Genomic DNA, 21,957 nt, shown 5'->3' with positions numbered 1-21,957 from the left:
TTGCTCCAATTGTGGCAATAAAGTCCCCAAGAAGTTGCATGTCCGGTGGCATGATTGTCCCCATTGTGGATGCAGTCTTGACCGCGATCATAATGCAGCTATCAATATACGAAATAGAGCGGCAGGGTTTGAAGTTACCGTAAGATAGTGGAGCCTTAATCAAAAAGTTTTAACCCTTTTATGCATAGCCGACTAACAATAAAGGCTCCACTATCTAAGGTTTCGTCTCTCGGCAGTCCGTTCTTAAAGCCCAGCGCCTCCTAAGGGATGCCCGGATTGGCTGGGAAGCCTACACTGAACCTGTAAGGTCAGTGTAGGAGCTGTCACTAGTTAATAGTCAGTAGCAAGGAATATCAAGATTGCGGTGTGAGTTGAAATAATATATGAAACGCTTGATTCGAATTTTACTGATTTTACTGCTTGTCGTTGTATCGGCTCCTACGATCATCACACCCCCAGCAATGGCGCAAACCCAATTCCCAGAATTGACTAAGGCTCAGATCAAACAAATTAACCAGTTAAGGAAAAAGGCATTTGCTGCTACGAATCAGGGGAAATTCCCCACTGCTGAAAATTACTGGACTCAGCTAATTGAGCTGTTGCCAGATAATCCCGTGGGTTGGAGTAATCGGGGTAACCTTAGAGTCAGCCAGAATAAATTAGAAGATGCGATCGCAGACTTTACTCACGCCATTGAGTTAGCACCAGAAGCCACTGACCCTTATCTAAATCGCGGTGCTGCCTATGAAGGACAAGGGCGATGGCAAGATGCCATTGCTGACTATGAGCGATTGCTAAAACTTGATCCCAATGATGCCATGGCTTACAACAACTTAGGGAATGCCAAGGCAGGACTAGGCCAATGGACAGAAGCGATCGCAAATTACCAAAAATCCATCGAGTTAGCGCCCAAGTTTGCCTTTGCCTATGCTAACTATGCTCTGGCCCTATATCAAATTGGTGAAACCAAAGAAGCCATGGGCATCATGCGCAATACCATCCGAAAATACTCCCAATTTGCCGATCTGCGAGCTGCTTTAACAGCCGTTTTGTGGGCTAACGGAAAACGGGGGGAAGCTGAGAGTAACTGGGTGGCAGCCGTTGGTCTCGACAAGCGCTACCAAGACTTGGACTGGGTAGAGCATGTCCGCCGTTGGCCACCAATGATGGTTGAGGCGTTAGCAAATTTCTTAAACCTTAAGTGAAATTAACGTAAGGATTCAGCCGTCAGCCGTCAGCCGTCAGCCGTCAGCTAAAAGCTCACGCTACTTGAGGTGCCGCCAGCCGTCAGTCATTCGCTACTTGAGGTGCTGACGTAACAGAGATTAAACCAATTTTTACCTATTTTATTAAAAAGCTGATAACTGATAACTGATAGCTGAATGCTTACAAATTAACTTAAGTGAAATTAACCTGATCAACCTTAGCTTTTCTCAAGAGTCAATACTTTAGGAGTTACCCAATAACGTTAAGTCTTAACCTACGTTTAGGGTGCGTTCGCACCCTAAACTCATAACTCTTGACTAAACTATTGATTCTCAAGCACGCTTACCAACAAGCAGTTGTTTGAGGTTCCGACCCCGTGGCTCCTGGACAAATACCAAAGGTAAAAGGGTAGCCAATCGCAGGGCTGCTGAGAGGGCAAATAATGTTGGCAAACCACCGAAGTGAGGTAACTCGGCTAAAAAGCCACCAAATGTACTACCTATAGCACCACCTAATCCAGCTGATGCTGCAGCCGCCGCAAAATATGTGGAGGGTTTGTGGACTGGTGAGATCTCCACTTGGATGTTATTGGCACACAGGTCAATGGCTGCCACAGATGAACCTGTCGCGAAGAATAAAAGGGGTAGCCAAACCCAAAGAGCGAGAGTTGTTGGGCTGCTGATGCCAAGCCAAAGTAAGGGAATCACAGATAGCATGATCACAACAATCATTAGTACTGGGCGATTCCCGATCAGGTCAGACAACTTACCCCAGTACATCAGTGTCAATAAACTTGCTCCAGCCATCAGACTCGTATAGAGGGTTACCCAACCAACATCTAAGCCCAAATTGTCGAGCAGATAAACATTGAAAAACGGATTGCTTAGGGTGAAGGAAAAAACCCACAATCCAAAGAAGAGTACAAAGATTAGGAAGTTTGTATCTTTCAATAAGGCAACATAATCAGAAGGTGTGGGTTGATCCTCAGACTCTAAGGTTTCACCAGTAGTCTCATCAGTCTTCGCAGTCTTTTTTGAAGGTATCTGAGGAGTGACATCTACCATGAAGAACTGAAAAAGTAAACTGAGTATTCCAGCTATGATAGCCAAAATCAAGATTACGCCGTAGCCTTGAACTTGGCCACCTCCCCAGGTAGAAACAATATATCCGAGTAGGGGAACACACAGTAGGTTGGTTAAATGATTAAAGCTATTGCGCAGTGCAAAATATCGCCCTCGCAGGCGAACAGGAACTAACACCGCCATCCAGCTAGCCCAAGAGGGACTACCCAAAGCTCCAAAAATGTGAGTGATCAGGTTAATCGCCAGTGTACACAACACCAGATGATGAGCTGGAGCCAGACCAGTGCAGAACATCCCAATTCCTGCTAGGACAAATAACCACAGTAGTCGTGAAGGAACGAAGGTTTTCAGGATAAACCAGTGGCGACTGTAGGATCGATCAGATAAATAAGCACCAATAGGCTGTAGAAAATTCGCGAGTAGAGGTATTCCTGTGAGAATACCGATTTCAAAGTTGCTAGCCCCCAGTTGCAGCAAGAAGTTAGTCAGCAAAACCTCAGCCGTGACACAGCCAAAGAAGGTGGAAAACACACCGTCAATGTTGGCAGCCCTTAAGCTAGAGCGAATCTCTCCCTTGGGAATTTTTTCAGTAGGGCTAAGCGGCGGTCGTCCTTCCTTGTTTAGGGACTTGAGCAAATCTGGCAATCGCGGCAAAGACGGAGCTTCTGGGGCGACATCGGATATGAGTCTGAGCATAGCGGTTCAGGTAGCTAGATAGAGAGGACTTAAATGGCGAAATGGAGACGAGTAAATCGTATTGGTTCAGGTAGCACCTGTACTGGATCGGCAGGCAGGTCGAAACTCCTATGCCATATCCTCCCTACAGCATCCCCCTTCTTGATGGGCGTAGCGTGCCCATAGCGTAACCCTCTTGGCTTGCTCTTAAATCCCCCCTATACCCTCTTTTAAAACCCCCTTCGGCTAAAAGGGGTTTTAAAAGAGGAGTCTATGCCATTTAAATCACGAGGGAAGTAAGACTTGCTTACTCTCGCAGAAGACCTACCATAGCCTTCCGTACTCTTGGTAGAGTCCGGCAAGGTCTAGCTCCTGCGACATCTGCTATACACTCCGGTAACCCTTACTTTTCGAGAAGGGCTACCTTTCAATAACACTTATTCTCTAGCCTTCACCCAACCCCTTAGAAATACGAAAAGTATTACTCTTCGAGCATCCCTAAGGGTTACTTCCTAAGGGCTATGCCCTACGGGGAGAGCTATGGTCATGACGGGGTATAGCAGCGGAGGCTACGCTATTCAATTAACGGGGGAGCAAGGGGGCTAGACATGGATCATGAGGAAAAATCACGCCAATGCCTTATTCCCTTGTTTAGGAATCCCGATGTAGCCAGAATCGATATCTACATATCAATATCTACATATCAATATCTACATATCAATATCTACATATCAATACTGACCGAGGTACAGCTGTTGCCTTTTTTATCCCTGGGGCAACAGGGTACCTTATACATAATATCTCAAAAAAATTAAAATATTGCAACAAAAATACAATTAAGTATATTGACGGAAATCTTTCATCTGACAGATCGTGCGCAAGAGCTCCCACTACCTTGCTACGGACAAAAAAAAGGCGGGATCGCCTTCATAGTCTTGATCTCCGGTTTGCGTAGTTGAGTCAGTCAAGAGTGTAGCCCTGATGGGGATCATGGTTAATCATAATTAAAGCTAAAGATAAGTGGTGGTATAATAAGGATAAGCAATAATAAAGTTGGCTACTAACAGCTAGCTTTACCCCAATAAATATGGCTAGTAACAGCTTTACACCTTAAGAAATAAGGACACCTTAAGAAATAAGCTGTAGAAAGCCATCTTGGACACCTTAAGAAATAAGCTGTAGAAAGCCATCTTGGATGTCGAGTTATCTCAAGAACCATATCTTCATCTGTATTTACTAATTATTTCTAGGTATATAGCCACCTCCTCAGACGGGAAATAAGTTTTCCAGGGGAGGTGCCCTTGCCGTCCTTACTTATCATGAAGCAAATCCTTTCGAGATGTCTAATTTTACTATCTCTAATTCTGTTCCTAACTGGCTGTAGCCGCAGTATCGCCAGTGACATTTCTACTGTGACCCTCAGCGGCTGGCAGAGCAGCCCGAAGGAAAAACAGCTCCTTGAGCAGGTACTGAGGGAGTTTGAAGCATCACATCCTGGCATAAAAGTCAAGTTTGAAGTGATCACTGACCAATATATGGATGTCATTAAGACTCGGTTGATTGGTGATGCTGCTCCTGATGTCTTCTATGTAGACGCCCTAGATGCTCCCTTACTCATGACTCATGGCGTTTTGGAGCCTCTTGATGATTACATCACTGAGGACCAGGACCTAGATTTAGATGACTTTGCTCCCCATCTCTCGGAAGCCTTCCAATCCTTAGGCAAAACCTACGGATTGCCTAAGGATTTTACAACCCTTGCCCTTTTCTACAATCAAAAATATTTCGATCAACTCAGTATAAGCAACCCTCCCCAAACCTGGGAAGAGTTAGAGGACTATGCCAAAAAATTGACCAGGGATACAACTCACAATGGCAGGGTTGACATATATGGATTAGGGATCACGCCAGAACTCTCTCGTCACTACTTCATGATCAAAGCCTTTGGCGGTGAGTTAGTTGACCAAAAAGGCGAGGCTGTCTTCGCGACTCGGCAAAGTCTATCAGGTCTAACACCTTTGATGGATATGTATCGAGAAAACCATTCTGCTGCCATACCGTCAGACGTTGGAGCTAGTTCTGGGAGCGAAATGTTTGGCCAAGGGAAGGCAGCAATGGTTATTGAAGGTAGCTATGCGATTCCTTACCTACAACAGACATTTCCCAAAATTGAGTTTGCCACTGCGGAAGTTCCCAGTATTGGTAACCACAAAGGAAGTATGGTTTATACCGTTGCTTATGTCATGAATAAGCAAGCCAAAAATAAAGAGGCTGCCTGGGAACTGATTTCTTATTTGACTGGCAAGGAAGGAATGAAAGCTTGGGCGAACGGAGGATTGGCAATCCCGGCTCGGAAATCAGTCATATCAGAACTTGGCTATGAACAAAATCCTCTTTACACCCCCTTTATTGCTGGTGCTGACTACGCCACGATTTGGCAAGAGGATGAAAAATTGCCAATATTTATGACCCATTTCGACAATCAGTTTCTTAGTGCTTTACTGGGTGAGCAATCCTTGAAGTCAGCCATGAAAAAAGCACAACAAACTGCTAACAAAGAAATTCAAGCGAGTAACTACTAACAAATGTCACTAGCTAAAGCTAAACTTGGAGTTGACCAAAACGTCAAATCGAGGGATGTCATATTGAAGAGATTTTGGCAGAAAGCCAAAGTTAGGGAAGCTATATCTGGCTACCTCTTCATGGCTCCTACTATTCTAGTTTTAGGAACCTTTTTGATTGCACCAATTATCTATGCAATCTTCCTTTCCTTCCATAAAGTTGAGATTTTAGGAGGCCTGAGTTACCGATTTGTCGAGTTAAAAAATTTCCTCCGTACCTTTGAGGATGAGCGAGTTTGGATTGCGCTAAAAAATACAATTGAGTATGTCATTATTGTTGTTCCTTGTCAAACAATCCTTGCTCTGGTTTTAGCTCTAGTCCTCAATAAAGAAATTAAAGGAAAAAAATGGTTCAGGATTATTTTCTTTCTCCCGACTGTCACTTCATCAGCGGTTTTAACCCTGATATTTATCTGGATTTATAATTCTAATGGTCTACTTAATGGATTACTAGACTTCTTTGGTTTACCGACCTATAACTGGCTAGGAGACCCAAGTGTGGCTCTCAAATCCATTATGATAATGAATATTTGGTCTACAGCACCGTTTTTCATGGTGATTTACCTGGCAGCGCTGCAAGATATACCTAGGTCCGTTTATGAAGCGGCAAAACTTGATGGGGCCAATGAGTTCGATCAGTTCATAAATATTACCGTGCCTTTACTCAAACCAGTTACATTTTTCGTTATGGTTATGGGTATCATTGGCACGTTTCAGTTATTCGACCAGTCTTACATCTTCTCGGGTGGCACCGGTGGTCCAAACAACTCAACCCTGACGGTTGTGCTTCTGATCTACCAGTATGCGTTTAGAAGTCTGGATATGGGTTACGCCGCTGCACTGGCATTAATGTTAGCTGGTGTAATTCTAGTGACAACACTGATTCAACGCGGCTTCTTTAGAGAAGAAAAAGCGAATTAGGAGATCAAAGAAGAGTGAATAATTTTCGTTGGATCAGAGGGATATTTTATGGCATTCTTATCCTCTATGCCATTATTACGTTTTTACCTTTTGCTTGGGCTTTATCAGCCTCCTTTAAACCCCTTGAGGAAATTATCGCTGGCGGGTTGAATTTTATACCCCATGATTTTACCTTCGATAACTACCGCAATATTTTCATTGAATCCCCTTTGTTTGGGCGCTGGTTTTTAAACAGTGTCTTGGTTGGTGTTTGTGTAACAGGCTTGAATATTATATTTAACTCAATGGCAGGTTATGCCTTAGCCAGAGTTAAGTTTCCAGGTAATTCATTATTGTTGGGAATAATCTTGGCAGTTTTGATGATTCCTGGACAAGTCACCCTAATTCCTGGTTATTTAATCTTAAAGTCTTTGGGATGGCTGAATACCTACCAAGGATTGATTGTACCGAGTGCAGTGAATGCCACCTTTATTTTTATGATGCGGCAGTTCTTTATCAATTTTCCTAAGGAACTTGAAGAGGCTGCTGCCTTGGATGGATTAAGTCGCTGGGAAACCTTTTGGCAGGTTGTCCTGCCTTTAGCCAAGCCAGCTTTGGCAGCACAAGCGATCTTTATTTTTATGGGGTCTTGGAATAATTTCTTAATGCCCCTAATGATTACCTCTGACCCAGGAATGTTTACGCTTCCCTTAGGTTTAAATACCTTTAAGGGGCAATACATTAGTTATTGGAACTACATTATGGCAGCCTCAATGGTCTTTACTATACCGGCTTTGGGGATTTACGCCTTCTTCAATCGTTACTTTATCTCTGGGGTAACATTTACTGGCTCTAAAGGATGAGCTGGTGAAAGGGTAAAGGGTCAAGTCCCACTACACACAGAGAAACGGATATGCCAATGGCAAGGTCAAGAGCTTCCCGCTTTTAATGCAGCGAGGTCTTGGGGGTAACCCCAAGACCTCGCTTTTGTTTTCGTCAACCTGTGAATTTTTGGAAGATTGACTATTGACTTTGACTTTTAACCTCAAGGACTCTCAACCTTGGCCTTTTGGCCACGGGTGCGCGTTCAACTATTAACAACCATTAACCCTGATGTACTATTTTCTGAATCTGTTCAGGAGTCAGCTGCTCAACATTATTAAAAACCGCTGTTGCACCAGCAGCTTTTAGCCTCTCTCCATAAGCCTCCCGGTGTTCTGGTATCTCCTGCACATGAGGGGGTAAAATCCCTACCCCAACCCAAACTCGTTCTGGATGAGAGTCTCTGGCTTTTTCAACAGTGTACATGTCAGCAACTGTGTCACCAACGTAGATAACTGGCAATTTCACCTTAACTTGGTGGTTCTGTTCTAGTTGTAGAACTACGGCAAACAGTCCTGTAGGGTCAGGCTTACCAGGAGCATCTTCCATCGCAATTAAAACAGGCCGTTCGAGACCAAGTCGTCCTTCTAGGGCATAGTTCGCTTCCTGTCGTGTTGCCCCACTGAAAAAACCCCAAGGAATCCCTGCTGTTGTCAAACTCTGTAAATAACTGGGTTGTAACAATAACGGTTCGTCACAAATGTACCCAGTCCAATGGTTGGGATCTGTTCCTCGATAGCGAGAATTGAAAAAATCAACAAGGGCTTCATAGTCGAGAGAAAAATGGGATCTCGTTTTTCCTTGAGCCTCAAAGTAGCGATAAACTAATTCTCGCGATGCATCCCAGTCGTTATTCCATAGCCCTTCTGATTTGAGTTGGTCAATCTCTACCATCGTGGGTCGATAGGCACCACCAGTGTAATGGTCTACCGTATCTGCGATCGCTCTACGGTAAGAACCACTAACGTCACGCACCACGCCGTCAATGTCGAACACCACTATGGCATTAAAGTTAGGAATAAATGTTTCTGAACTAGGCATCATGCACGCTTGGGCTAGTTGAGCCAATATTGCTGATCAGCACCAATACTACCAACTATTTAACTACAAACCTATCCCTGAATCTTGATCAAGAACAGTCTTATTGCGCTAAAATCATCAATTGTACAATAGATTATAGTTAAAGATAACCTGGGATATCTGAGGGAGGCCTGATTGTCAAAATTTCTATTAAAAGTTCTCTGGCTAGATGAGAATGTAGCCCTGGCAGTTGATCAAATTGTCGGCAAAGGCACCAGCCCATTAACTTGTTACTTTTTCTGGCCCCGGAACGATGCCTGGGAACAGCTCAAGGATGAGATGGAAGCCAAACACTGGATTACTGAAGCTGATCGCATTGAAATCCTCAACAAAGCCACTGAAGTTATTAACTACTGGCAAGAGGAAGGTAGGCGTAGACCTATGTCTGAGGCTCAGGCTAAGTTCCCGGAAGTCGTTTTTACTGGTAGTGCTTAATCCAGCCTTGCTGATTAATCTAATGATTGAGGGGAATTGGGAATTGGGAATTGGTAACTGACCACTCATCCGACCATCGTTGAGATGATTCCTTAGTTGAACAACGTCCTTAATCCAATTACCTTAATCCAATTACCTTAATCCAAGCAAAAGACTGACCTTGACCAACTCCAGACGCTCCCCTACCCCCCTGTTTCGGGGGGTGTGGAGAGCGCGGAGCTTATAAGGTTTACATGCCTTCCTTACTTCGTTTACGGGGTTAGAAGTTACCGTTGTGTTACTACACCATGCCACCAGCAGCTTGAAAGCGAGCACGGGCTTTCTTATAGGCTTGAGTTGCTTGGATTTTTTCTTGGGTATTCTCCTCGTTTTGAAGTTCTTCTAGACGAGCTTTTGCTTCGTTGAACTCAACACCTGCAGCATCCTTGTCAATTTCATCTTTGGACTCAGCACCATTGACAAGAATCGTCACTTCATTATCTTCAACTTCCACAAATCCACCCATAAGAGCAATTGGTATCCACTCTTTGTCTGAACGAATTCGCATCACACCAGTATCCAGCGCTGATAACAGAGGAGCATGATCACTCAATATCCCAAGCTGACCGGTAGTGCTGGGTAAAATTATTTCCTGTGCTTGGTCATCCCAGACGGTTTTGTCGGGAGCAATAATACGAACAGTTAAAGCCATCAGCAGAATCAATTGTGTTTGTTGGACTTTGGCAGTTTAGCAGGTTGAAAGTTACAGGTTACAGGTTAACTGGTTGAAGGTTAATTGTTACAGGTTAATTGTTACAGGTTAATTGTTACAGGTTACAGGTTAACTGGTTGAAGGTTACTAGGTTGCTGGTTACTGGTTACTGGTTACTGGTTACTGGTTACTGGTTACTAGGTTGCTGTTTAAATACCAAACCTTGGCCTTTCGGCCACGCTACGCGAACAACCTTGATAACCTTGGCCTTTCGGCCACGCTACGCGAACAACCTTGATAACCTTCAACCTTCAACCTTGATAACCTTCAACCTTCAACCTTGATAACCTTCAACCTTCAACCTTGATAACCTTCAACCTTCAACCTTGATAACCTTCAACCTTCAACCTTGATAACCTTATTAGCATCAAACCTGACTTAACTCTTTAGTTTTTCAGCTTTAGCGATCGCTTGATCAATACTGCCCACCATGTAGAAGGCTTGCTCGGGAAGGTCATCCAATTCGCCCTTCAGAATCATTTGGAAGCCTTTGATAGTATCGTCCAAGCTAACATACTGACCAGGAGAACCAGTGAAGACCTCAGCTACAAAAAACGGTTGAGACAAGAAGCGCTCAATCTTGCGGGCGCGAGCCACCGTTAGTCTGTCATCCTCGGACAATTCATCCAAGCCCAAAATCGCGATAATGTCTTGGAGTTCCTTGTAACGCTGTAGAGTTGCCTGCACAGAACGAGCTGTTCCGTAGTGGTCTTCTCCCACAATGCTCGGTTGCAGCATAGTTGAATTAGAATCGAGGGGGTCCACAGCCGGGTAAATTCCCTTAGATGCTAGGCCACGGGACAACACTGTTGTACCATCTAAGTGAGCAAATGTAGTTGCTGGGGCTGGGTCGGTCAAGTCGTCAGCTGGCACATATACTGCCTGAATCGAGGTAATTGAACCCTCGTTAGTGGAGGTAATCCGTTCTTGCAGAGCACCTACGTCTGTTCCCAAAGTTGGTTGATATCCTACAGCAGAAGGCATTCTTCCCAAAAGAGCAGACACTTCCGAACCGGCTTGTACAAATCGGAAGATGTTATCGATAAACAGCAACACGTCCTGCTTGTTCACATCCCGGAAGTACTCAGCCATGGTCAAAGCTGACAGACCCACCCGCATTCTCGCACCGGGGGGTTCGTTCATCTGACCATAAACTAGGGCAATTTTCGACTCGTTTAGATCATCCGGGTTGATTACCTTGGATTCCATCATTTCGTTGTAGAGGTCGTTCCCTTCACGGGTACGCTCTCCTACACCGCCAAATACTGATACTCCACCGTGTTTCGTGGCGATGTTGTTGATCAACTCCATCATGATCACAGTTTTGCCGACTCCAGCGCCGCCAAAAAGACCAATCTTACCACCGCGTCGATAGGGAGTCAGCAGGTCGATTACTTTAATACCCGTTTCGAATACTGAGGGCTTGGTTTCCAGCTCGGTTAACTTGGGAGCAGGGCGGTGAATTGGGAAGCGCTCCTCAGATTCTGCCGGTCCTCTGTTATCTACTGGTTCACCCAAGACATTGAAAATCCGTCCTAAGGTAGCCTTGCCGACGGGTACACTAATGGGGGCACCAGTATCAATAACTTCCATACCCCGCACCAGACCGTCTGTACCACTCATGGCAACAGAGCGCACTTGGTTATCCCCGAGAAGCTGCTGCACTTCGCAGGTCACAGCAACATCTTGTCCAGCTTCATTTTTGCCTTCAATTCTCAAGGCATTGTAAATCTGCGGCATTTTGCCGCTGGGAAACTCTACGTCAACAACCGGACCGATAATTTGGGCAATAGCGCCCGTGTTTGTTTGTTCTGCGGTGCCTACCATATTGCGCTTATTTAGTCAAGCTATTGTTACAGATTTTGGAAAACAGTCTTAACATTTAGTAATGCCACTCTCAAGATTACCATTGTTAGGGTTCAACCGTATCGGAAGTTGATCCCAAATTAAATATAAACACGACTCTAGCTTCCATCCCTTAGGGGTGACCATAGGAGGAGACCTTGGTTCATAATCACCTTCAAAGGTGATCCGATAATTGTTCAGCCAAGTAATAGCCTCAATTTAGCTAGACACCCCAAACCGGTTTACCCCACAACCGGCCTACTTTTGAAGTAGCTTGTCACCCCTTCAGCTACTAGAGACTTACTCTTCTTCGTCTTGAGTGAAGCGTTGGTATTCTTCCTTTAGTAGTTTTTCCTTAACTCGTCGGATGGGTAGATTAGCAATTAGTGCTGTTGCCCGTTGGTTGCTTTCTAAGGAAAACTCTGACCCATCGGGATCAATCTCAACGTAGCGAGAGACCACCTCCAGGATGTCTTGCCGCATCGACTCCACCATTTTAGGACTCAGGTCAGAGCGATCGTGGGCAATTACCAGTTGGAGGCGGCGCTTAGCCTCCTCACGGCTGCTTTGAGCACTCCTCCAGGAAAAAAGTTGTTCTAGAATTTCGATAATCATGGGGCTTTTTGGAGTAGTGAATAATCACACAGGGGGAGAAGGAAGAGGCTCTTTGGCAAAACTAGTTGTTGGCAATTCACAATGTAAAACCTTATCTGAACAGGCGGCGTAAGCGGCTGATTAGGTTGTCGTGTTCTGCCATCAGGTCGAGGAAGGAAATATTTGCACCTTCTAAGCGTGCAGCAATGTTTTCAATGGCAATTCCAGGCAGGGTTTTCTTTTCTGATAGGATTAAAGGTTCACCCTGATTACTGGAGACAATCACCCGTTCGTCTTCGGGGATAACACCAATTAGGGGAATAGCAAGAATTTCTTGGACGTCTTGAACTGACATCATCTGATCCGCTTTTACCATTGTGGCTTTCAGGCGGTTGACAATTAGGCGGGTATTTTTAATTCCTTCCGCTTCCAGTAAGCCAATCACTCGGTCAGCATCCCGCACTGAGGTAATCTCTGGTGTAGCAACGATTAGGGCTTCAGTAGCTGCCGTAACCGCATTTTTAAACCCGCTTTCGATTCCTGCTGGACAGTCCACCAAGATGTACTCGTAATTCTTGGCTAACACCCCCAACAACTTTTTCATTTGGTTGGGGTTAACGGCTTCTTTGTTACGACTTTGGGCTGCAGGTAACAGGACTAGTCCTTCCTGCCGTTTGTCTTTGACCAAAGCTTGGTCTAAGCGGCACTGACCTGTTAAGACTTCAATAGCCGTGTAGACTACGCGATTTTCTAGTCCCAACAGCAGGTCTAAGTTTCTCAAACCAAAATCTGCATCCACTAAGGCAACTCGACGACCCAAACGAGCTAGGGCTAAACCTAGATTGGCGGTAATGGTAGTTTTACCCACCCCTCCTTTGCCAGAGGTGACAACAATAATTCGACTCATGAATTCAACGACAAGTGGGTTTTAGCAACATCAGCAGCTCTAGCAATACGAATTCCAAGGGAAGTCACGTAAGCTACTTCAGGATAGTACTGAAGTGGCGGTGTCTCCGGTGCCCTAGCTACAGCATCAGCAATCCGCAACTGGGTGGGTTCCATTTTTAATGCCATAATCCGACATTTTCGATTACCATTCGCACCGGCGTGGGCAATGCCTCGTAGATGCCCCCAAACTAAGATATCCCCAGCTGCGATCAATGCACCACCAGGGTTCAAGTCTCCTATTATAACAATAGTGCCAGGGTGACGGATCTCTATACCAGAACGCACGGTCATTTGTAAGTACAGAGGTTCTGCGAGTAATTCAGTAGGTTGATCAATCTTTTGATTCAAAGAGTACTTAGGGGTTTCTTGTTCTACTGAGTACCCAGCAGCTGCAGCAGCCACAGCAGTTTGTCGGCGCGTGGTGTAGACTCGCTTTAGCCTTAACTGGACTTCCCCAAGGGCATCAGCGATCGCTTGTAGCTTCATCCCATCCAGCAATTGATCCCCAGCCATCATATGGACACTGGATTCAGGCTGCCAAAAGCGCTCTCCAGCATTGAGGCGATGCTTGAATTGTTCCCATAGGTCCGACCAATTGGCAGTACTAGGGTTTTTAGTGGCTGGTGGCAAGATCAACAACAGCCGTTTCCCCTCACTTTTTAAGCGAACTTGCCCTTGGCAGTTAACTACCGAGTTGCGGTCGTCGGAAACCGTTGAAACTGGTGATGGTTGGGCAGAATCAGAAGTCATGCAACAAGGAGCTAGATTAGTTAACGCACCGAAGATAGATTCTTCCGTGATCATACCTTCTTCAGCAAGTTCTGCTGGATAACTGTTGAGAATTTTAGCTAATGGTGGTGTAGGGCAAAAGGGCAAGATACTTAAATAGTGCTATTGCTCTGTCACCCCAGACCCACACTCGATATCCTGTCAAGCATTATTACTCTCCACTCAATCGACGGTAAACCGTGACCAAGCCATTCACATCTCCCACATTGCCAGGAAATAGCACTACAGGTAAATTAGGAAACTGGGGATGGTCAGCAGAGGTTCGCACCATTGAGCATCCAGGAAGGATCTGACCCAATAGTCGTGCTGACCTCAAAGCCAGACCAGTACTTAAGACATCATTGGAGGTAATACCCCCTTTACTGATTAAAAACCCAATATCTTTAGGTAATCCCCTCACGATATCCATCAATAAGCCTGAAACTACTGCTCCAAAGGCCAGCCGTTTCTGCACATCCTCAAAAACCAATTCCTGACGAGAGGTATAAACCACCGGTGTCTTACCAGCACTGTGAATTTCCTGAACCCGCTCGAGAATACTTGCCAAAAGTTTTGCCCGTTGCTGTTCGGATTCATCTAGTAAATTGGCAACATTTACCTCAATCCCCCCAATCCCAGATGCTCCCAATAGCTGCTCCAGCTGCTGGGTAGTCTTTTTAACGTGGGAACCCACAATCACAACTCCTGGTTTCCCCTCTCGGACATACTGAGCCATATCCATAGCGGCCACGGGTTGGGGGCCAAGACTAGCAAGGGAGGTTAAAATACTAGCAGCAGAGCGAAACAGAAAGCGTTTCCCTTGGGCAGCAGCCTTCAGGACATCTGCCGCAAATTGATCTAAATCCCCTTGGGTTTCCCCATCCACAACGCCACACTGGTTATTGGTAAGTTTGAGAAGGCGCTCCAAGCTACCGTTACGAATATCTGCTAGTAAAAACCGCTCGACCGCATCAGCCTTGATCTGACCTTTGGTCTTTTCTTGGACATAGTCGGGTAAATAACTATGGCGATATCCAAATACCGAATCATGGGCAAACTCGGTCTCATGCACTGGGGTTCTAATACCATCAATGATTAGGTAATGGACACTATCGATAGTGACTCGTCCGCCCTCAAAGAATGCGGGGACTAAGAAATGGGCATCAAATGGTCCGACTTCCTGGGCGATTACATCAGTTTCCACAGGATAATGCCCCCGCAAGGTGGAGTCAGAGCGACTGACTACCATAAAATCTTTAATTCCTTCAGCGTCTATGGCAATTTTGAGGTTATGGCAAACTTCCCGAGTCACAGTTGCTGCTTGCTCTGGGTTAAGAGCTCTGGTATTAGTAAGAATAAAAAAGATTGGGGAGTTATCCCTTAGTCCCAGCCGCAATGTATCCACATCCCAGTGCATCAGCAACAAGCAGCTGTGAACAGTCTGGGAGCCAGTCGGGTCATCATCGAGGACAATAATTTTTGGTTTTTTGGTCATTTCCCAAGCTTGTCATTAAAGTCAGTTATTTACCATAGTAATCGGGAATGGGTAATCGGGAATGGGTAATTGGTGATTGTTATAGCAATGCTCATAATTATTATAACATAAAAGTAAATTGATAGGGAGCTTGATAGCAGATAATCTATAACAATAATATCCCCAATCAAGTCAGTAAATTTTAGAGCATGTAATCGGAAGCATTAATGGAATCATCGTTATGATAACTGACAGATTAATTATGATTATAAACTACTAATTATTAAAATTATCTATAAAAATAGTTATATTTGATCCGGTTTAAAAAATCAGCTATAATTATAGTTATAGAGCAGTGCTAACTGATTATTGATAACTTATTGATAACTAGTTATACTTCCCTTATGTTCCCCGTTACCTATGTTAACGAGGATGTTAACGTTTAACTTATAAATTGCTATATAATAAGGGGTCACCAGGCAGCACTAACTTACAGTTTATCCACTATTTGTCCACTAGCTAGATTGTCGCTATAAATTATGTCAGACCAATCCCGTCCAGAACCACAAAGCACTTCAACTCTAGAAGAAATTCGCACCACACGGCTTGAAAAAGTTGAACAACTCAAAGCAGAAGGATTAATCCCCTATGCCTATAATTGGGAATCTACAGCTCAGGCTGCCGAATTGCAGCAAAACTATGCTGACCTAGGCAATAGCGAAGAAGTAGATGTCGAAGTTGCTGTTGCTGGTCGGATTATAGCTCGTCGTGTCTTTGGTAAATTAGCTTTCTTCAACATTCAGGATGAGACCGGTACAATTCAGCTTTACCTGGATAAAAAGAGAATCACTGCTAAAATGGCAGACCTTCCTAATGCTTTCAATATTCTCAAAAAACTCACTGATACTGGCGATATTATTGGGGCAAAAGGAACCATCAAGCGCACGGAGAAAGGGGAACTCTCGATCTATGTCAAGGAGTATGATATCCTGACCAAATCTCTGTTACCTTTACCAGATAAGTGGCATGGTTTAACGGATACAGAAAAGCGCTATCGTCAACGTTATGTTGACCTAATTGTTAATCCCGATGTGCGGGAAACCTTTCGTCGTCGTGCCAAAATCACTGCTTCTATTCGGCACTATTTAAACCAACAGGATTTTATTGAAATTGAAACTCCGGTACTTCAGAGTGAGGCTGGTGGTGCAGATGCCCGTCCTTTTATTACCTACCACAACACCTTACAAATGGACTTGTATCTGCGTATTGCTACGGAGTTGCATCTGAAGCGACTAATTGTTGGTGGTTTTGAAAAGGTGTATGAGTTGGGGCGTGTCTTCCGCAATGAAGGAATTTCCACTCGTCACAATCCGGAATTCACCATGATTGAAATCTATCAGGCTTACGCCGATTATAATCAGATGATGGTGTTGACGGAAAATCTGATCAGTAATGCTGCTAAGGAAGTGTTAGGTACACTAAGCATTAACTACCAAGGTGAAGTAATTGATCTAACTCCCCCTTGGCGTAAAGTAACGATGCACGAGTTAGTCAAAGACCAAACTGGTTTAGATTTTGATAAGTTTACCAACATTGAGCAGGCAAAAGCAGCAGCCAAAGATGCTGGTGTGGAGGTTCCCAATGATTGCTATTCTATTGGCAAATTGCTCAATGAAGCCTTTGAGCAAAAGGTAGAAGAAACGTTAATCCAACCGACTTTTGTTCTGGATTATCCTGTGGAAATCTCTCCCCTCACTAAACCCCATCGCTCAAAATCAGGTTTAGTGGAACGGTTTGAATTGTTTATAGTGGGAAGAGAAACAGCAAACAGTTATTCTGAGTTAACTGATCCTATAGATCAACGGCAACGACTAGAAGCACAAGCAGCCAAGAAAGCAGCAGGAGATTTGGAAGCTCAAGATGTTGATGAAGACTTTCTGGCTGCCCTGGAGTATGGTATGCCTCCCACTGGTGGTTTAGGTATTGGTATTGACCGTTTAGTGATGCTACTGACTAATTCACCGAGTATTCGGGATGTGATTGCTTTCCCATTGCTGAAAAGTACCAGTGCTGTGATTAAATCCTTCGACTACGATGTAGACAAAAAAATTCTTCGGCTTGAATTTAATAATGGTAGTATCTACAAGTATCGAGATGTACCAGAGGAGATCTACAATGGTTTGAAAGATAATCCTTCTATCGGTCAGTATTTTAATACCCATATCCGCGAAAAATATGGCTTCGACCGAGAAATTTAGTGTCAGGATTCAGCCCAAGGCTCATTAGCTATAACCTAGTGACTTGCTGTTGGATTATAAGTTTAGCGGTCAGATGAAAATTTAGTTCTTAATCAGCGATTAGCTAACCTTGTGCAAAGCTAATCGCTTGTAGGTTAGATAGATTAAAGTAAAGCATTGACAAATAAACAAAAATGTGCGTAGGTAAGGATTGATAGTGCGTTCGTGCTTTGCTAGACCAGGGATCACTAAATTCACGAGTCATTTATCAAAGACTTTTGAATTTTTCATTAACAATGAACAGGTAACAGTTAACAATAAAGAATTAGCAGTAAAACCTGTAGCTAGCTTGTAATGAACATACGCACTGTCTCTACTAAGCCCTTTACAGACCAAAAACCCGGTACTTCCGGACTTCGTAAGTCGGTCACCGTTTTTCAGGAGCCCCATTACCTAGAAAACTTTATCCAGTCTATCTTTGACTCCCTAGAAGGCTGTGAAGGTCAAACCCTAGTTGTAGGGGGTGATGGTCGCTACTACAATCGGCAAGCAATTCAGACCATTCTCAAAATGGCAGCCGCCAATGGGTTAGGTCGGTTGTTAGTCGGTTGTGGTGGTATTCTGTCTACCCCAGCAGCATCTTGTGTTATTCGCAAGCATAAGGCATTAGGTGGCATTATCCTCTCGGCCAGCCACAATCCTGGGGGTCCAAAGGGTGACTTCGGTGTCAAATATAACACCAATAATGGTGGACCAGCACCGGAAAAGGTGACGGAAGCTATCTATGCTCGGAGTAAAGTCATCGATAGTTACAAAATCCTGGACGCTGCGGATGTCAATCTAGACCGACCAGGTGCATTTACTCTGGGAACCTTGAGCGTTGAAGTGATTGACCCAGTTGAGCCTTATACTCAATTGATGGAGTCCCTATTTGACTTTGACCGCATTCACCAGCTACTAACCTCTGGGAAATTCCGGATGTGTATGGATTCATTACATGCGGTAACTGGTCCCTATGCCCATGCTATTTTTGAACAACGCCTAGGGGCACCAGAAGGTACAGTACTTAATGGTATACCGTTAGAAGATTTTGGCGGTGGTCATCCTGACCCTAATTTAGTCTATGCTAAGGACTTGGTGGATATTCTCTATGGTGATAATGCCCCGGACTTTGGGGCTGCTTCCGATGGGGATGGCGATCGCAATATGATCCTAGGAAGCTCGTTCTTCGTTACCCCCAGTGATAGCATAGCCGTGTTAACCGCCAATGCCCATCTCGTACCTGGTTATAGTCAAGGTTTAGCAGGGGTAGCCCGTTCCATGCCCACCAGTGCTGCTGTAGACCGAGTGGCGGCTCAGTTGGGTATTGATTGCTATGAAACCCCAACAGGTTGGAAGTTTTTTGGCAATTTATTGGATGCAGGTAAAGCCACTTTGTGCGGTGAAGAAAGTTTTGGCACTGGTTCTAACCATGTACGGGAAAAAGATGGGCTGTGGGCAGTGCTATTCTGGCTCAATATCCTGGCAGTGCGGGGTGAATCAGTGGAGCAGATTGTCCGTAGCCACTGGCAAACCTATGGTCGTAATTTCTATTCCCGCCATGACTATGAAGAGGTAGATGGGGCACGAGCTCAGGAACTGATGGAGCGTCTGCGTTCAAGTGTCCCAGACCTGAAAGGACAGCAATTTGGTTCTTACCAGGTAGAGTATGGTGATGACTTTAGTTACACAGACCCAGTAGATGGGAGTGTCAGCCAAAAGCAGGGGATTCGGATTGGCTTTACTGATGGCTCTCGGATTGTATTCCGCCTATCTGGCACTGGCACAAAAGGGGCAACCCTACGGCTCTATTTAGAGAGCTATGAGCCAGATTCCACTAAGCATGACGTGGATACTCAACAAGCATTGGAACCACTGATTTCCCTTGCTCATGAGATTGCCCAGATTCGGAAGTTTACAGAACGGGAGGTTCCCACTGTAATTACCTGAGGTAAAGAAAGGAACACGGGTAATAGGTAAGGTAATAGGTAATAGGTAATAGGTAATAGGTAATAGGTAATAGGTAATAGGTAATAGGTCAAACCCCGACCAGTTACCTATTACCCATTAGCCGTTACCAATGAGTAACTGTCTCGGTAATAGTGGATAGCCTAGATTTCAAGAGCAACAGATTTTTATTCCTATAAAAATTTTCATCATTGTTTCATTTAGCTCATTTCCACAGATGGTTTTTGGAGATTTCGTCCAATAAAGACCTAGCTGGCTAGGTTTTGAGATTTACTTTTGAACATTATTTATTGTACATTAGTGAATTTTTAAACTGATATTAAATACCCTTATGTTAACCTTTTCAGCTTTCCGTAACTCAGCATTATTCGAATGCTTACCTCTTTTATTCAAAAACACCTCAAGTAGCGTGCGTGGCACAGGCTTCGACGCTGGGAGGTAGCCCATTAGCTGATAGCTGATAGCTTACCCACTAACTGCTCTGAGGCACGGTAAAATTCCTCATTCATAATTATTAGCTGATTGATGTTATATAATAATTAGTTTTTGATCAGTACCAAGTAAGTAAAAATTTTATAAATTTTTATGAAATTTCCATGAAAATCCCTATTTTGATAGTGACATTTACGGATTTTTATGCCATTTATACTAATGGTAGGATTTTTTTTAAGTCAAAACGCAAAAAAAAATCTGAAGCCTAGAACCAAACTACTTTTTTGACTAGGTCATCTTTTAGGGATGAGATTTGATCAGGGAATGGTTAGCCAGTCAAACTCTAGAAAAGGCTTCAAAAAATTTATCCACTGGAACTGGATAAATTTGAGCAGGGCATCTTTGAACTATTAAAGGGGGTGTTTTCCCCTTATCCATATATCTAGAAACATGTATCTAGAAAGGTACTGTAGTCTAGATACATCGATAAGCATGATTAAATTTGCCCCAAAAGTTCACAGATAAAGTGCACAGACTCTTATCTCATCTCATCCTAGGGACATTGAGTAATGCCAGTTTAGTTACACATCCCGTGACTTACTAAGTTGGGATGGAATAATTAAAAATTTTTTGGTGCATTACGACGGAAAATAAAAGCCAACCACTGTAAACACAGATAACTTTTGGGAGAAAACTATCTTATGGTTCTGATTGAAGCTGAAAGCGATCGCGTAACGCTAATAAACTACCAGACAATTATTAAGAACGTTGCTTCAGGCGGTCAAGCTGTCCAGATATCAAACTTTAATGACCCGGTTGGAGAACCCGGTATACTTAGATTTGAATGGACAGCACAGGATGGACCGGCTGGTAAGTACGATATTAGTATTGCCTACTTTGACGAAGTGGATGGTAACTCTCCACTAACATTTAGCGTCAACGGACAGGAAGTTGGTACCTATGTTTATAATCTAAACTTACCTGGGATTACAGCTGAGCCAAGGAATTATGTCCCTTTAAGCGGTGCCAATTCCAGTGGCACACTAACTGCTCAGGCTAATCCAAATGCCATTTTTAAGGGCGTAGACCTTGTTCCAGGGGATGAAATAGAAATCTCGGTACTGGCAGATAGCAATAATCCTGAAATGAATTTCGAGCTAGGGCGACTTGATGCCATTGAAATTACCCCAGCTGAAATTACCCCAGCTGAAATTACCCCAGCTGAAGAGATTATCCCCAGTTTGGATCTGTTCTGGCATAATCCTGTCAGTGGACAAGTTGGTGTGTGGACTCTAAATCAACAGGGCACTAGCGTCGAGACCGCAGCGTTCATTACCGATCAAAGTGGTCAAGAGTTGTTGGTACCAGAGAACACTGGATTTGAAGCCCGTGGTGTTGTGGATTTAGGCGATGGTAACAGGAGTCCTCTGTGGCGTGATACGGTGAGCGGCGGTTTTGCTATTTGGAAGATGGAAGGCTCCGAGTTGCAGGAGGCAATAACTATTGACCCACCAGCAGATGGCCCAGGATCAAACCTTGAGTGGGAAATCCGTGGCACGGGAGATGTTAACGGTGGTGGTGGAGAAGAAATCTTCTGGTACAACACATCTACTGGAGAAATTGCTGTTTCGGAGATAGATGAAACCGGGTTTCAGAATGCTAGGTTTATTACGGATAGCAATAATCAGCATATGACCATATCACCTAATGATCCCTGGCAGTTAGTTGCGGCTGGAGACATGGATGGCGATGGTGACGCAGATGCTATCTGGCAAAATATGACTACCAAACAGTTTGCCTACTGGGAGCTTGATGGTCTTGATGGTACTGTTTACCAGGAGTCAGTGCTGATCAATTCCCGACCAGCAGACGGTGATTGGGAATTCCGTGGTGCCTATGACGCTAACAACGATGGTATTGATGATTTCTTCTTCCGTAATTCCATGACTGGAGACAATGGCATCTGGATGATCGAGAATAACTCAGTGAGTGATGATAATATTGTCGGGATCACTCCGGT

At 44.3% G+C, this 21,957-nt stretch carries 18 protein-coding genes; 10 read left to right on the top strand and 8 right to left on the bottom strand.

Annotated elements, in window-relative coordinates; translation table 11 throughout:
- Both F6K49_RS24810 and F6K49_RS24805 read left to right on the top strand, forming a co-directional pair.
- Window positions 1–148: zinc ribbon domain-containing protein (locus F6K49_RS24810; protein WP_293100945.1), on the top strand; the 148-nt coding region annotated here is incomplete at its 5' end.
- A gap of 235 nt (window positions 149–383) precedes the next feature.
- Window positions 384–1,205 carry a tetratricopeptide repeat protein gene (locus F6K49_RS24805; RefSeq protein ID WP_293023228.1) on the top strand — a complete coding sequence of 274 codons (822 nt, stop codon included), beginning with the start codon at window positions 384–386 and terminating at the stop codon, window positions 1,203–1,205.
- A 333-nt stretch (window positions 1,206–1,538) separates the two neighbouring features.
- Here F6K49_RS24805 and F6K49_RS24800 read toward each other — a convergent pair whose 3' ends face one another.
- Window positions 1,539–2,984 (bottom strand): MFS transporter, encoded by a 1,446-nt coding sequence (locus F6K49_RS24800; RefSeq protein WP_293100941.1) that lies wholly within the window; start codon window positions 2,982–2,984, stop codon window positions 1,539–1,541.
- Between the two features lie 1,274 nt (window positions 2,985–4,258).
- On the opposite strand from F6K49_RS24800, the gene F6K49_RS24795 reads away from it, so the two are divergent.
- From F6K49_RS24795 to F6K49_RS24785, 3 genes are read left to right on the top strand one after another with little or no spacing between them, the layout of a single operon-like run.
- The gene (locus F6K49_RS24795) at window positions 4,259–5,545 is read left to right on the top strand and encodes an ABC transporter substrate-binding protein (protein ID WP_293100939.1); all 1,287 of its coding nucleotides are present in this window, start codon (window positions 4,259–4,261) and stop codon (window positions 5,543–5,545) included.
- Window positions 5,546–5,548: 3 nt separating this feature from the next.
- Window positions 5,549–6,505, top strand: a complete 957-nt coding sequence (locus tag F6K49_RS24790; RefSeq protein ID WP_293043309.1) for a sugar ABC transporter permease — start codon at window positions 5,549–5,551, stop codon at window positions 6,503–6,505.
- A 14-nt stretch (window positions 6,506–6,519) separates the two neighbouring features.
- Window positions 6,520–7,347, top strand: a complete 828-nt coding sequence (locus F6K49_RS24785; RefSeq protein ID WP_293023236.1) for a carbohydrate ABC transporter permease — start codon at window positions 6,520–6,522, stop codon at window positions 7,345–7,347.
- A 241-nt stretch (window positions 7,348–7,588) separates the two neighbouring features.
- Here the strand turns inward: F6K49_RS24785 and F6K49_RS24780 are convergent, their stop codons facing one another.
- Window positions 7,589–8,407 (bottom strand): TIGR01548 family HAD-type hydrolase, encoded by an 819-nt coding sequence (locus F6K49_RS24780; RefSeq protein WP_293065025.1) that lies wholly within the window; start codon window positions 8,405–8,407, stop codon window positions 7,589–7,591.
- A gap of 174 nt (window positions 8,408–8,581) precedes the next feature.
- Here F6K49_RS24780 and F6K49_RS24775 point away from each other — a divergent pair, with 174 nt between their 5' ends.
- Window positions 8,582–8,881, top strand: coding sequence for a 30S ribosomal protein PSRP-3 (locus tag F6K49_RS24775; RefSeq protein WP_075897825.1), 300 nt, complete (start codon window positions 8,582–8,584; stop codon window positions 8,879–8,881).
- 280 nt (window positions 8,882–9,161) lie between these two features.
- Here F6K49_RS24775 and atpC read toward each other — a convergent pair whose 3' ends face one another.
- Window positions 9,162–9,572: an ATP synthase F1 subunit epsilon gene (gene atpC, locus F6K49_RS24770; protein ID WP_070391911.1), complete on the bottom strand. Its 411-nt coding sequence runs from the start codon at window positions 9,570–9,572 to the stop codon at window positions 9,162–9,164.
- A 137-nt stretch (window positions 9,573–9,709) separates the two neighbouring features.
- On the opposite strand from atpC, the gene F6K49_RS24765 reads away from it, so the two are divergent.
- Entirely contained in the window at window positions 9,710–9,916 is a 207-nt protein-coding gene (locus F6K49_RS24765) for a hypothetical protein (protein ID WP_293023243.1), read from the top strand.
- Window positions 9,917–10,010: 94 nt separating this feature from the next.
- Here F6K49_RS24765 and atpD read toward each other — a convergent pair whose 3' ends face one another.
- From atpD to F6K49_RS24740, 5 genes are all read right to left on the bottom strand, one after another.
- Window positions 10,011–11,459 carry a F0F1 ATP synthase subunit beta gene (gene atpD / locus F6K49_RS24760; protein ID WP_293023246.1) on the bottom strand — a complete coding sequence of 483 codons (1,449 nt, stop codon included), beginning with the start codon at window positions 11,457–11,459 and terminating at the stop codon, window positions 10,011–10,013.
- Between the two features lie 318 nt (window positions 11,460–11,777).
- The gene (minE, locus tag F6K49_RS24755) at window positions 11,778–12,092 is read right to left on the bottom strand and encodes a cell division topological specificity factor MinE (protein ID WP_293023248.1); all 315 of its coding nucleotides are present in this window, start codon (window positions 12,090–12,092) and stop codon (window positions 11,778–11,780) included.
- Window positions 12,093–12,183: 91 nt separating this feature from the next.
- Complete coding sequence (gene minD, locus F6K49_RS24750) at window positions 12,184–12,978, bottom strand: septum site-determining protein MinD (RefSeq protein ID WP_293043306.1); 795 nt, start codon at window positions 12,976–12,978, stop codon at window positions 12,184–12,186.
- A complete protein-coding gene (gene minC, locus F6K49_RS24745; RefSeq protein ID WP_293023253.1) occupies window positions 12,975–13,895 on the bottom strand; it encodes a septum site-determining protein MinC in 921 nt (306 codons plus the stop codon). The genes minD and minC overlap by 4 nt, the downstream gene beginning before the upstream one ends.
- Window positions 13,896–13,959: 64 nt before the next feature.
- The gene (locus F6K49_RS24740; protein WP_293064520.1) at window positions 13,960–15,282 is read right to left on the bottom strand and encodes a four-carbon acid sugar kinase family protein; all 1,323 of its coding nucleotides are present in this window, start codon (window positions 15,280–15,282) and stop codon (window positions 13,960–13,962) included.
- A gap of 518 nt (window positions 15,283–15,800) precedes the next feature.
- On the opposite strand from F6K49_RS24740, the gene lysS reads away from it, so the two are divergent.
- The 3 genes from lysS to F6K49_RS24725 form a co-directional block, all read left to right on the top strand.
- Window positions 15,801–17,519: a lysine--tRNA ligase gene (lysS, locus tag F6K49_RS24735; protein WP_293100936.1), complete on the top strand. Its 1,719-nt coding sequence runs from the start codon at window positions 15,801–15,803 to the stop codon at window positions 17,517–17,519.
- A gap of 333 nt (window positions 17,520–17,852) precedes the next feature.
- On the top strand, window positions 17,853–19,487 hold the full coding sequence (locus tag F6K49_RS24730; protein WP_293064526.1) for an alpha-D-glucose phosphate-specific phosphoglucomutase: 1,635 nt from the start codon (window positions 17,853–17,855) through the stop codon (window positions 19,485–19,487).
- 1,151 nt (window positions 19,488–20,638) lie between these two features.
- A partial coding sequence (locus tag F6K49_RS24725; RefSeq protein ID WP_293100934.1) for a hypothetical protein occupies window positions 20,639–21,957 on the top strand: 1,319 nt, incomplete at its 3' end.

The organism is Moorena sp. SIO3I6 (assembly GCF_010672095.1).
The sequence above is the reverse complement of the archived record's forward strand: the minus strand, read 5'-3'. Positions and strand labels throughout refer to the sequence as shown.